At 36.8% G+C, this 12,393-nt stretch carries 13 protein-coding genes; 4 read left to right on the forward strand and 9 right to left on the reverse strand.

All coding sequences use genetic code 11. The features are described 5' to 3' along the window. Positions 1-21: 21 nt before the first annotated feature. The 5 genes from AC6I0I_RS07020 to AC6I0I_RS07040 all read right to left on the reverse strand — a co-directional run bounded on the left by AC6I0I_RS07020 (position 22) and on the right by AC6I0I_RS07040 (position 4,354). Positions 22-1,311, reverse strand: a complete 1,290-nt coding sequence (locus AC6I0I_RS07020; protein WP_161832092.1) for a PTS sugar transporter subunit IIC — start codon at positions 1,309-1,311, stop codon at positions 22-24. 17 nt (positions 1,312-1,328) lie between these two features. Then, positions 1,329-1,631, reverse strand: a complete 303-nt coding sequence (locus AC6I0I_RS07025; protein WP_262950890.1) for a PTS sugar transporter subunit IIB — start codon at positions 1,629-1,631, stop codon at positions 1,329-1,331. A gap of 13 nt (positions 1,632-1,644) precedes the next feature. Next, complete coding sequence (locus AC6I0I_RS07030; protein WP_161832952.1) at positions 1,645-1,959, reverse strand: PTS sugar transporter subunit IIA; 315 nt, start codon at positions 1,957-1,959, stop codon at positions 1,645-1,647. Positions 1,960-1,973: 14 nt separating this feature from the next. Then, the gene (locus AC6I0I_RS07035; RefSeq protein WP_262953899.1) at positions 1,974-3,401 is read right to left on the reverse strand and encodes a 6-phospho-beta-glucosidase; all 1,428 of its coding nucleotides are present in this window, start codon (positions 3,399-3,401) and stop codon (positions 1,974-1,976) included. Between the two features lie 212 nt (positions 3,402-3,613). After that, on the reverse strand, positions 3,614-4,354 hold the full coding sequence (locus AC6I0I_RS07040) for a MurR/RpiR family transcriptional regulator (protein WP_161832848.1): 741 nt from the start codon (positions 4,352-4,354) through the stop codon (positions 3,614-3,616). Positions 4,355-5,037: 683 nt separating this feature from the next. Here AC6I0I_RS07040 and AC6I0I_RS07045 point away from each other — a divergent pair. The 3 genes from AC6I0I_RS07045 (at position 5,038) to AC6I0I_RS07055 (ending at position 8,303) form a co-directional block, all read left to right on the forward strand. Next, on the forward strand, positions 5,038-6,426 hold the full coding sequence (locus AC6I0I_RS07045) for a TldD/PmbA family protein (RefSeq protein ID WP_161832847.1): 1,389 nt from the start codon (positions 5,038-5,040) through the stop codon (positions 6,424-6,426). A 3-nt stretch (positions 6,427-6,429) separates the two neighbouring features. Beyond that, complete coding sequence (locus tag AC6I0I_RS07050; protein ID WP_262953900.1) at positions 6,430-7,764, forward strand: TldD/PmbA family protein; 1,335 nt, start codon at positions 6,430-6,432, stop codon at positions 7,762-7,764. A 155-nt stretch (positions 7,765-7,919) separates the two neighbouring features. Next, a complete protein-coding gene (locus AC6I0I_RS07055; RefSeq protein WP_161832845.1) occupies positions 7,920-8,303 on the forward strand; it encodes a hypothetical protein in 384 nt (127 codons plus the stop codon). 40 nt (positions 8,304-8,343) lie between these two features. Here AC6I0I_RS07055 and AC6I0I_RS07060 read toward each other — a convergent pair whose 3' ends face one another. Together AC6I0I_RS07060 and AC6I0I_RS07065 are read right to left on the reverse strand one after the other, a co-directional pair. Beyond that, a complete protein-coding gene (locus AC6I0I_RS07060; protein ID WP_262953901.1) occupies positions 8,344-8,772 on the reverse strand; it encodes a GNAT family N-acetyltransferase in 429 nt (142 codons plus the stop codon). A 186-nt stretch (positions 8,773-8,958) separates the two neighbouring features. After that, the gene (locus AC6I0I_RS07065; protein ID WP_161832843.1) at positions 8,959-9,558 is read right to left on the reverse strand and encodes a YkyA family protein; all 600 of its coding nucleotides are present in this window, start codon (positions 9,556-9,558) and stop codon (positions 8,959-8,961) included. Between the two features lie 780 nt (positions 9,559-10,338). On the opposite strand from AC6I0I_RS07065, the gene AC6I0I_RS07070 reads away from it, so the two are divergent. Beyond that, entirely contained in the window at positions 10,339-10,797 is a 459-nt protein-coding gene (locus AC6I0I_RS07070) for a hypothetical protein (RefSeq protein ID WP_161832842.1), read from the forward strand. Between the two features lie 22 nt (positions 10,798-10,819). On the opposite strand, the gene AC6I0I_RS07075 is transcribed toward AC6I0I_RS07070, so the two are convergent. Then, a complete protein-coding gene (locus tag AC6I0I_RS07075) occupies positions 10,820-11,260 on the reverse strand; it encodes a VanZ family protein (protein WP_161832841.1) in 441 nt (146 codons plus the stop codon). 58 nt (positions 11,261-11,318) lie between these two features. Continuing rightward, on the reverse strand, positions 11,319-12,332 hold the full coding sequence (gene galE / locus AC6I0I_RS07080; RefSeq protein WP_161832840.1) for a UDP-glucose 4-epimerase GalE: 1,014 nt from the start codon (positions 12,330-12,332) through the stop codon (positions 11,319-11,321). Positions 12,333-12,393: the final 61 nt, after the last annotated feature.

Here is a 12,393-nt window from a genome sequence, read left to right on the forward strand (position 1 = left end):
TATATCTTTCTTGACTTTCATTTAATTTGCGGCTTTTTCAGCTTCATAGTTCATTCTGTCTATTTTCTTAATAAATGGAAGATAAACGAAGAACGATAGAGTTAAAATAGCGGTTTGTAATAAGGCCATTTTCCATCCTCCAACCAAGAATCCTGAAATAATTGGTGGCGTTGTCCAAGGTACCATAACTCCTGAAAATAATGGAACTAGCCCGATCGACATACAGAAATATAAAATAATTCCTGAAATAACTGGCATCAGTATAAACGGAAGAAGAAGGAATGGATTTAAAACAATTGGTAACCCAAATAAAATAGGTTCATTGATATTAAATAATCCCGGTACACCTCCTAGCTTTCCTAACTCCTTACACTGAACTGATTTAGCGAAGAAAATCATATAAACCACTAAACCAATGGTTAATCCGGCACCCGTAACTGTCATAAATTGATCAATAAACTGTTGGGTCACAATACGACCTCCATTTTCAATGGTTAACTCTAAGCCCGCATCAAGAATAGCCTGATTCGCTAATGAATTCGACTGAAGTAAAGAACCCATAATTCCTCCGACAATGGTTGATCCATGGACCCCAAACCACCATAAGAATGGAATAATTAACCCAACAGCAATAACTCCACCTAATGAATCAGTTAATCCTTGTAACGGTGTTTGAATAAATGAATAAATCGCTTCTATAAATGTTGTATCCAAAACAAATTTAAAGAATGAATAAATAAGCGTTGCCCCTGTAATAATAACAAAACCAGGAATTAATGCTGTAAATGAATTGGCTACTCCCTCTGGAACTCCGGCAGGCATTTTAATTCGAATATCATGTTTCATAAACCAAGCGTAAGTCCAACCAACAAGTAGTCCGATTACAATAGCCGCAATCATCCCTTGTCCTGCCGTCCACGTTTTATCAATTACATTGTTTACGACTGTTCCGTTCTCAGCGACTACATAAGGATTAGTAGTTAAAACAAATGAAACAGCCGCCAAAACACCAGCATTTAATCCTTGATACCCCTCATTTTTAACATACTCATAGGCAATTCCAACAACACCTATAAGCGCAACAATATTGAACGTAGCTCCATATGCCTGGTTTAATGGATCAATCCATCCCATTGAATCTAGCCAATCAACAACTGCTTGAATCGGAAAATTGGCAAGTAACAAAAAGATAGATCCAACGATTGTTAACGGCATACTATACAACAGCCCATCCTTTAATGCGACCACACCTTTTAATGTCACAAATCTCATAACTAATGGAATTACTTTATTTGTAAAAAACTCTTGCATTTAAATCCCCCCCTATTTTATTTTAAATTCAATGCAAACTCTAATACTTTCTCTCCATTCATCGTTCCATAATCGATCATTGGAATAACCGCAACCGGAATATTTTTTGGTTTGCAAATTTGTTGTGCTGTTTTTAAACGATACCCTACCTGTGGTCCTAATAACGCAATATCACAATCGTCTGTTTGCTGATCCATCTGTGCCTCAGGATAAGCAGCAATCTCTACCGCAATCCCTTTCTTTTCAGCTGACTCTAACATTTTTTTCACCAAAATACTTGTTGACATTCCACCCGCACAAAATAATTTAATTTTTAACATTTTCAATTCCCCCTTAGCGATTAAATTTATCTTGATAGATATCAATAAACTCCTCTGCGATAATTTTTAATGTTTCTGTTGTCATCAATTGATCTTCGGCATGCATTAACAATAAACTAAATGCTGTCTGTTCTCCTTCTGCTTCCTTTTGAATGAGTGAGGCATGTGCTCGATGCCCCTCCACAAATATTTTTACTCCATCTTCAATTAATTGCCTTGCTCCATCTATATTTCCCTTTTTTGCCTCCTGAATGGCCTCTACGTATAAACTACGTGCAGTGCCAACGGATGAAATAATTTGAAAACTAATTAACTCATTTCCCTTCACTATTTTCCCCCCTATTAAAGTACGGTTCCATTACTTTTGATAACTTGCTGATACCAATTAAATGATAACTTTTTATATCGAGCTAATGTTCCATTTCCTTCATTATCACGATCAACGTAAATAAAACCATAACGTTTTTTCATTTCACCTGTTCCAAATGAGATTAAATCAATACATCCCCAAGGCATATATCCAATAACATCAACTCCGTCTAATTCGATAGCCTTTTGTAACTCCCTTATATGAGTTTTTAAATATTCAATTCGATAATCATCTCTTATTTCACCAGACTCTAATTGTTGATCCACTGCACCAAACCCATTTTCAACAATAAATAAAGGAAGCTGGTATCGATCATAAAGAAGATTTAATGTATATCTTAGTCCTACTGGATCTATTTGCCATCCCCAATCTGATTCTTGTATATATGGGTTTTTAATAAAATTTTTAAATGCTACATCTCCCTTATTCTCTAAATGAGCCTTTATGGCTCCGGACATATAATAACTTAGCCCAATAAAGTCGACCGTTCCCTCTTTTAAAATTTGTTCATCTCCTGGTTCCATTACAATATTTAGACCTTTACGTTTCCACCATTTCTTTGCATAGTTTCCATAAGCACCTCGGCAATGAACATCAGCATAATACCAACGTTTTCGCATCTCTTCTTCACAAAGCATGACATCATCTGGATTACATGAATACGGATAAAGGGGAACCATCGCCATCATACACCCGATTTTAAAATTTGGATTTATTTGATGTCCTATTTTTACCACCCTAGCACTTGCCACTAATTCGTGGTGTACTGCCTGATAAACGACCTCCTCACGATTGTCCCCCTCATGAAACAAAATTCCTGAGTTACAAAAAGGAAATATATCCTCTTCAAAATCGGCCTGGTTATTAATCTCATTAAACGTCATCCAGTATTTTACCTTGTCCTTATACCGTCTCATAACTGTTTCAGCATATCTTACAAAGAAATCAATACACTTTCTATTCCTAAAACCTCCATACTCTTTTACTAAATAATAAGGCATCTCAAAATGAGAAAGTGTAATAATCGGTTCAATTTGATACTTCAATAATTCATCAAATAAATCATCATAAAACTTTAATCCCGCTTCATTTGGCTCTAACTCATCTCCATTTGGAAAAATTCTTGACCAGGCAATCGATGTTCTAAAACACTTAAAACCCATTTCGGCAAATAAGGCAATATCCTCTTTATATCGCGAATAAAAATCAATCCCCGTATGATTAGGATAATACTTTCCCTCCAACACTCCATCAGTAATTTCTCGACGAATGTCGTGCGAACCTGCTGTCATAACATCTGCAATACTAATCCCTTTTCCCTCTTTATTCCACGCACCCTCAAGTTGATGAGCAGCTACAGCCCCTCCCCATAAAAAATCTTTTCCAAATGAACTAGACATAAACTTTCCCTCCCAAGTATCATTAATTTCTTCCTACACCGCTATAATAACAAGCGCTTACATTTTTGGCAACACTTTACAAATCCAAAATAACAATTAGCATTTTTAGGAATTTGTTACATAAAAAAAACAAAGACTTCATCTTTTGGGCATAAAAAAACCCTACCTATTCGATTTAACATCCTCATGTAGGGTCATTATTAAACTATTTTTTATATAGCCTTATTGAAAGAAAGTGATTGAACTTTTTTACCTAACTTTTCTAAAATATGTAGGACCGGTACTTGCGTTGTTAGATCTAACTCTACAGACGTTCGCTCTAACGGAAAGTTATAACTAATTGTCAGATCAGAAATTTTAGAAATCGTATTTTTTTCACTGCTAGTAATAGCTACGGTTGCACAGTTAAAACCCGTAAATCGTTTTAACTGGTTAATTGTCTCATTACTTTCTCCGGAAACAGAGAGCGCAATAATAACAGATGCATCATAATAGCCCGGAGGTACTGGATAAAATGGATCATCAATATACTGGGCTAACTTTCCGACTCCTGAAAAATATCGCGCACCATATTTAGCTAATATCCCTGAATTTCCAATACCAATAAAAATAATTTTTTGTGCGTAGTAAATTAACCCCGCTACCTCATCTAATTTTTGATTAAACTCTTCTAATTCCACTCGATTTATAAAATCTAATAAGATAGCAGTGTCGGCAGACTGGATTCGTTTGTCTTCCTGATTCAAATACATTCTGTATTTTAATTTAAACTCAGAATATCCATTGCATCCAATTTTCTTACAAAAACGTAAAATGGTGGTCGTCGATACATGGGTAGCATCTGCTAGTTCCCTTATCTTCATCTCTACGACCTGATCTTGATGTCTCATAATATAGTTATAAACCTCTAACTCTAGCGCATTAAATGATTTAATTTCCTGACAAGTAAACATTCCGTCCCCCTCCATAACAATAAATCAGAGTCCCATCTGGTTTATTAGCCTTTTTAAAATCCTCTATCAAATTCCTTTTCATTATATAAGTAAACCGCTTTCTTTTCAATTGTTATTTTAGTAAAAAACAAAATTATATAACAAATTTATCCAGACTCTTCTTTGTTCGTCATCTTTTATGACCTTTGCCCCAAAAGAAATTCCCCTAGCAACATAATTCATCCTCTATTTATCCAACCCATATAATCCTCATCAGTTACTCCGATGTAGGAGTCTTCTCCTTGCGATGTAAATAACGAATCATCAATAGACCGGAACAAAAAAGACTCACCCCAAATCCGATGATAAAGCCAAGATAATGAATCATAGTTAGACATTCACTCACTTTCTATCTTTTGATAAATAATCATTTATAACCTTTCATTTAGTATGATCCTTTAACTTAACACCTATTCTTCCTATAAAACAAAACAATTGTATAAATGTATCAGCCTCCTCAATTTCTTGTACCACTCTCTTCTCCCATTTTTATCTTTCTAATCAACAGCACAGCCTTATAAAAAACAACAGCCTCTATTTATATCGTTTGTCTCAACTTTCCTATTTATTTAATCTGCCCACGTAGTTTTTCATCCATAATATGGTATAATAATTAATAATGCATAAAAAGGGGGTATAAACCTATGTTAAACGAAGCCTTAATTAACGATGTTTTGGATGAGGCGATGTCCTATGGGGCAGATTTCGCTGAACTTTACGTCGAACAAACACAAACCCAATCAATGGATTTAGTAGGCGGCAAAGTAGATAAAGCAAATCGAGGCCAAGATTTTGGAATTGGAATTCGACTTTTTCAAGGAACAAATTCAGTTTACGGATATACAAATGATGCCTCACGCGATAATCTATTAAAAACAACGCGTGAAATTGCCTCTGCTCTAATCGGCCCTGTGTTAAAAAAACCATTAAATTTAGTACGTCAAAACATCATGAATCAGCACCTTGTCCAAACTGATTTAAACGATGTTCCCGCCTCGCGTCGAGTCGAAAAATTACGTCAAATTAGCCAAGTGATTAAAGACTATCATCCATCTATTAGTCAAAGCGCTGCTGGTCTTTCTGAAAGAAAACAACACGTACTGATCGCCAATACTGAAGGAACCCTTGTTGAAGACACGCGCGTCTATACACGATTATCCATCCGCGCTGTCGCCTCTAATGGCTCAGAAATGCAAACAGGGGCATACGGCCCTGGTGCCTTACAGGGGTTTGAGTTTGTCGAGAATTTGGATACTGATTTCTTTGCAAACGACGCAGCCCGCCAAGCTGTCACAATGTTAAATGCTGGTCTTTGTCCAAGTGGAAAAATGCCAGTTGTCATGGATAATGGATTTGGTGGTGTCATTTTCCATGAGGCGTGTGGACACGGTTTAGAAGCTAGTTCCGTTGCTAAAGGGCTCTCTGTTTTTTCAAATAAGCTCGGTGAGCAAATTGCAAGTCCCGTTGTCACAGCAATCGATGACGGTACGATTAAAAATGCATGGGGATCGTTAAATGTCGATGACGAGGGAACCCCCACACAACGAAAAGTATTAATTGAAAACGGGATCTTAAAAAGTTATATGATTGATAAACTAAATGGTCGCCGAATGAATATGGCATCAACAGGTTCTGGACGACGCCAAAACTATCGATTTGCACCGACTTCTCGTATGACAAATACCTTTATTGCCAATGGTAATCATACCTTGGATGAAATGATTAAAAATACGGAGTACGGTCTCTATGCAAAAAGTATGGGTGGCGGTTCTGTGAACCCTGGAACAGGTGACTTTAATTTCGCCGTGAATGAAGGATACATTATCCGTAATGGAAAAATTGCAGAACCTATCCGTGGTGCGATGTTAATCGGAAATGGACCTGAAATTTTACATCAAATCGATATGGTAGGAAATAATTTATCCCGTGCCCAGGGAATGTGTGGGGCAGCCAGTGGTTCTATTCCAACCGATGTCGGGCAGCCTGCTATTCGTGTGAAAGAAATTACCGTTGGTGGTGCAAAGGGGGAATAATAAATGATAAATATCGATTTACTATTTAAAGCAGGATACGAGGCTGGATTAACAGACATGGAAGTCTATCTTGTAAAAAACGATAATTTTTCTTGCAAAGTATTCGAACAAAATGTTGATGCCTACTCTGTCTCAAAAACTCAAGGGTTATCATTTCGAGGAATTTATCAAGGTCAAATGGGATACACCTATACTGAGAAATGTGATGATTCTTCCATCCCATTCATCATCTCAAGTGTCATTGACAATGCTTCAGTGATGGAAAAGGAAGAAAACGAGCAACTTTATGCGGGGGATAAGGATTATGTAAAGCTAGAACTTTACCATCATTCCTTTAATGAGGTAACCGCATTAGAAAAGATTGAGTTCTTAAAGGCCATAGAAAAAGCATGTTTTGCTTTGGACCCACGCGTTAAATCGGTTGACTATTGCTCTTTCTCAAATGGTGCAAGTGAAGTGATTCTAAAAAATACAAAAGGGCTTGATGTGAGTGAGCGACAAAATTTTGCTTACGCTTATGTTAGCGTCCTTGTAAGTGAAAATGGCGAAAACAAAAATGATGGTGATTTTATTATTAGTACAGACTTTAGCGATTACGAAGCAGAGTCTTTCGCAAAAAAAATCGTCCATTCTGCCCTTTCGCAGCTGGGTGCTAAAAAGGTCAAATCTGGAACCTATCCGATTGTCTTAAAAAACTTAGTAGCCGGTGATATTTTAGAGGCCATGAGTGGTATCTTCTCAGCGGATGCAGTCATTAAAGACCTCTCACGATTAAAAGGACAGATTGGAAAGCAAATTGCAAGCTCCATCGTTACCCTCATTGACGACCCGCATCTTCCAAATGGTTTAGGAAGTTCTTCCTTTGATGGAGAAGGTGTAGCAACCTATAAAAAGGAAGTCATCACCGATGGTGTCTTAATGACCTATCTCCACTCATTAACAACAGCGAAGATTTTTAAGACGACCTCTACTGCCAACGCTTCACGAGCAAGCTTTAAAAGTTCCGTTAACATTTCACCAACCAATATGTACATCAAGCCTCAGGCCTCTCCATTAGAAGACCTTCTAAAAGCGGCGTTCAATGGAATTTACATCACGGATGTGCAAGGACTTCATTGCGGATTAAATGCCATTTCCGGCGATTTTTCTTTATCAGCAAATGGCTTTTTAATCGAAAATGGACAATTAACGGATCCTGTTCATGAAATGACCATTGCCGGAAATTTCTTTGACTTATTAAAAAACATCAAACAAATTGGAAATGATCTCGAATTTGGACCTTCAACGGTTGGTTCTCCAACCCTGTTTATTCAGTCATTAGCAGTTGCAGGCGAATAAACCAACTTTATAAATGCAGATAACCCCTTTAGTATTGTCGTTTTTTGTTGATAATATTGGAGGGGTTATCGCCTTTTTTCTCCTTTTTTATTAAAAGAGATGGGTTACACTATTTCTATAACCGGTAACACATTTCAAGTAGAGGAGTAGATTCTATGTTAATACCACGTCCAATTTTTGAAAATTATCAGTTTGTACAACAAATTGAGTTTAAACATAAAGATACACATCGCCCAGATTTAGGCTTAGATTATGTTGGCTTTATTCAATCATCTCACGTTGTTGCACGCACAATGATTGAATACGACATTACTTTTGCCCATGGACAAGAATGCAATGTTCTTGAATATACATTACGTCCATTGGCTGAACACGAAATCTTAGCTTGCCTAGAAGTCATGGTACAGTCGGGAACCCAATATGAACAATTTATCCGTGCAATTAATAATGAACCTAAATTGGCCATGTACCACCAAGAATTACCTGAAGAATCTAACGAATCTACGTCAGAGTCTGCGTTACACTTAACCTTTGCATAAAAAAAGTTCACTTCATTTGAAGTGAACTTTTTTTATAGCATTATCCTTTATAAGACATGGAAATATGATCAATTCCAGCATCCTGAAAAACTTCCCCATAAACGTTAAATCCTAATTTTTCATAAAAAGGAACAGCTGTTAATTGAGCATCTAAACAAATCTCCTTTGCCATTGTCTCCTTCTTAATATAGTTCATAACATCTTGCATCAATTTCTTTCCAACACCCCGACTACGGGCTTCCTGTCTAATCGCCACACGACCAATTTTATAAATCCCCTTTTCTTTGGGAATAATTCGCGCTGTGCCTAATGCCCGATTTCCTTCATAAATCACAAATAGAGGAACAAAGCGATCGTAATCATCAATTTCTTCCCAAACTGGAACATCCTGTTCGCCAATAAATACTAGGGTACGGATGGCTAACGCATCAATAAAATGTGCTTGTTTTTCAGCTAAAATAGTTTTCATTCTTCAACGAGCAAAACCAAGGTTTTGTTTTGCTATTCCCTCCATTCTCTTGATAAGCAATCTCTTCTTGCGTGACTCTTTAAATACCTCGCCTTTTTATCCTAATAGGTAGCGCGATGAATGGATTTAAAGTGGAGCACTCATAAAAAGCCGATGTAAAACTTCGACTTTAATGAGTGAGGCAATCTATTTCATTTTACCATATTCTTTATATAGCTGATTGAAATTTTCTAATGCTTCTTGTTCTTTCATCGAATGGGTATTTGCCTCATCAATAGCTAAATTAATAGCTGTTATGCGCTCATCAAGTGTAGCAATGGATACTTGATCATTAATAACCTCATAAAAATTTTGTTGTGCCTCATTTAATGAAATTAATGACTGCGTATATTGCTCCAACTCCTGTTCGTAAATTTGATAGGTTGAAACTAATTGATTTAATGGTTCACTGTCCACTGCTCCTAGTTCCTTTTCATCTAAACTTGCTTCATCAACACATGTTTGATAATCCTGAAGTTGTGATTCAATCTCTTTAACTAATTGACTTCCCTCGTCGACTAAAGGTTTTATCTGCTCAAAGTCTTCAAATCCTTGATCCATCAGTTGATTATAAAGAACCGTTTCCTGACTGAATAACTCAGTTAACGTCTCATACTGCCGATTGCACTCATTTTGCAATTTAATATGCTCATTTAGCACTTGAAAAACTTTAGACTCTGTCTTTCCTTGACACCCCATTAACATCAACGTGATACAAAGACTCACTAATATAAATAACTTTTTCATGAATAACACCGCCACTTCAAGCACCGACAACCCTATACCTAAATTCAAATTTTTTCGTTGAGCTAATCTTATTTATACCGTTGCAACGGTTAGCCCCTGTTTAGCTATACGCTGTCTCGTAGCAGTTCCTCCTCTCTACGGTAAGATTTTAAGGTAAGTATTCGATTAAAACGTCTGATCAACCATTAAACCTTTTAATAAAATATCTTTAATCACCATCAATAACTTCATATTTATTTTATCCAACTTTCCTGCTATATCCTTTTTAACAGACAAGTAAACGGAATAACAATCCTTTCACTTTGAACACGTTAAGTGTCACTATGAGCCCACCCTCTCACCCATAATTACTCACACCACTCTTTTAAACCGTTATAATCGCCCTCCAATCATCGCTATGTTGCGAGGCACTCCTACTAAACATAGTACGTCATTTTAAACGGTAAGAACTTTACCGCAGGTGAGCACCTAGACGTTCCCCATGACAAAAGTTTAACGGCAGTATCATTGTATCTGCACTTATATATACTTTCCCCACTTTTATTCATTTCATACCTAACAAAATGGAATAACTTCAAAACATTTCCTATCGCTCTATCACCCATGATTCTTTCTATTAAATCACTGTGTGGATTCTTTTCAAATGATCTCCCCTAACGATTCAATAATCCCCATTAAACTTGAAATCTACTTAGCCATTTATTTGACCTAAAGGAACAGAATCTAGATTTTAACATAAGTATATATTATGATATCCTTTTAAAGAGGAGGGTCATCATTATGAGACAGGCCTTTTCACCGCCTCCGCCACCACCTCCACCATCCCCTTTTTTCACAAGTGAAAGCATTGATGCAGAACTTGGACAAACCGATGAAGAAACACTTGAGGCAGAGGATAAAGTTCCACCTGAATGTCCCAGATTTCTTCCATTTCTACTTTCACTGGACCCTTACGCATTAGTTACACTCGGATTTATTATTGCCATTTTAATTGCAATGGAAGCAAATAACCCTGAGGAGCAAGAGGCAATAGGTAACTTTTTAGAAGTTATTGCAACCAATATTGAGTATATCGCAGAGCAAGGGGCCTATTTACAAGAACTTGAGGATAGACGCCTTGAAAAAATTGAAGCCATTGAAAAAGAAGACTTAAAAAATGAAGTCAAGGAACTTAAGGAGGCATTAGCCAAACTGCAAGATCAAGTTTTATCGTGCTGCCATCCAGCTGATCAAACATAAAAGGGCTCAAAGAATTAATTCTTTAAGCCCTTTTATGTTTGATTTGAATATAATAAGATAGCAAAATCAACCCCATAGCGAGCGTCCCACCTGCAGTATCAATGCAGACATCTTTAAATGAACCTACTCGTCCGGGAACAAACAATTGGTGCCACTCATCAGTACAGGCATATAAAAAAACGCCAAATAATGTATAAAGCAACACTCTCCTTAAAACTGCATAATCTATAAAGACACTAAACATTAAAAGATATAAAATAAAATATTCTGTAAAATGAGCCGCTTTTCGAATTAAAAAGTGCAACTCCACTCCTAAAATTTGATCCGGTAAAAAAGGAAAAATAGAAAATAACTTTTCAACTAGCCCACTACTCTCACTTGATTGCTGCCCCGTCTGATGGGAAAATAAAAAGATAACAATCATCCATCCTAATAATAGACACCACTTTACCTTACGCTTCATCTTGACCCCCAAACATAATCCCCCTAATTAAATTAGGGGGATTTCTTCATTTAATTAACTAATTATAGTTTAAAATCGTTTCGCGGATATCATCCCAACGGAAAGCATCTCGAATACCATCTTCAATCGTATATTTCGCTTCCCAATCGATTAATTTTTTCGCACGTTCGCAGCTTGCATAAGCTCCTGCAACATCTCCTGAACGAGGATCTGTTTCTTTCTTGTTCACTTCACGCCCTAAAACGGTTTCGAAGATTGAAACTAGCTCTTTAACTGTTACCCCATTACCTGTTCCTAAATTAATCACTAAATAAGAATCATTCGGGTTCTCTGCATGGGCAAACGCTTGATCAAAGTTTTCTAATGCTTTAACGTGTGCCATGGCTAAATCCCAAACGTGGATATAATCGCGAATTCCTGAACCATCACGCGTTGGCCAATTCACACCTGTAATATTAAACACTGTTTCATCGCTTGAAGCAGCCTCTAATAATTTTGCTAGTACGTGCGATGGAAACTGAACATGAGATCCTGAGCGTAATTTTGGATCAGCACCAATTGGATTAAAATAGCGAAGAGCAATTCCATGCATTCCATACGCATGACAGAAATCTTGTAACACCATTTCCATCATATATTTTGTTCGTGCGTATGGACAAGATGGTTTTAACGGAGACTCCTCTGTCACTTTAAACCCTGGAACGACATCATAAACAGAAGCCGAAGAAGAGAAGACAATATTATCGCAACCAAATTCATGTAAATTTTTAAATAATTCTAATGATTTGGCTACATTTTCTTTGTAATATTCATAAGGGTTCGCCACTGAATCGGGAACAACAATTAATGCAGCAAAATGAATGCAATGCTTAATTTCTGGGTGATCAGAAAAGATTTTTTCTAACACTTGACGATCCGCAATATCCCCTTGATAAAAAATTTTCCCTTCCGTAAATTCTTTACGTCCTGTTACGAGTGAATCTAAAATAATTGGGGTATGTCCATGATCTTCAAGAGCAGAAACAACTGTACGTCCAATATATCCCGCTCCTCCAGTTACTAATACTTTCATAAATTTCATCCTTTCTTATCGAAACATTTTAATGAGACCCATCGACCCTGTCATGAAGACA

The organism is Turicibacter sp. St.80E1 (genome assembly GCF_059728495.1).

Coding starts and splice junctions, on each gene's coding strand:
- AC6I0I_RS07070 (WP_161832842.1), top strand. CDS start 10,339: ATGAGACAGGCCTTTTCACCGCCTCCGCCACCACCTCCACCATCCCCT.
- galE (WP_161832840.1), bottom strand. CDS start 12,332: ATGAAAGTATTAGTAACTGGAGGAGCGGGATATATTGGACGTACAGTT.
- AC6I0I_RS07050 (WP_262953900.1), top strand. CDS start 6,430: ATGATAAATATCGATTTACTATTTAAAGCAGGATACGAGGCTGGATTA.
- AC6I0I_RS07065 (WP_161832843.1), bottom strand. CDS start 9,558: ATGAAAAAGTTATTTATATTAGTGAGTCTTTGTATCACGTTGATGTTA.
- AC6I0I_RS07060 (WP_262953901.1), bottom strand. CDS start 8,772: ATGAAAACTATTTTAGCTGAAAAACAAGCACATTTTATTGATGCGTTA.
- AC6I0I_RS07035 (WP_262953899.1), bottom strand. CDS start 3,401: ATGTCTAGTTCATTTGGAAAAGATTTTTTATGGGGAGGGGCTGTAGCT.
- AC6I0I_RS07075 (WP_161832841.1), bottom strand. CDS start 11,260: ATGAAGCGTAAGGTAAAGTGGTGTCTATTATTAGGATGGATGATTGTT.
- AC6I0I_RS07055 (WP_161832845.1), top strand. CDS start 7,920: ATGTTAATACCACGTCCAATTTTTGAAAATTATCAGTTTGTACAACAA.
- AC6I0I_RS07040 (WP_161832848.1), bottom strand. CDS start 4,354: ATGTTTACTTGTCAGGAAATTAAATCATTTAATGCGCTAGAGTTAGAG.
- AC6I0I_RS07045 (WP_161832847.1), top strand. CDS start 5,038: ATGTTAAACGAAGCCTTAATTAACGATGTTTTGGATGAGGCGATGTCC.
- AC6I0I_RS07025 (WP_262950890.1), bottom strand. CDS start 1,631: ATGTTAAAAATTAAATTATTTTGTGCGGGTGGAATGTCAACAAGTATT.
- AC6I0I_RS07020 (WP_161832092.1), bottom strand. CDS start 1,311: ATGCAAGAGTTTTTTACAAATAAAGTAATTCCATTAGTTATGAGATTT.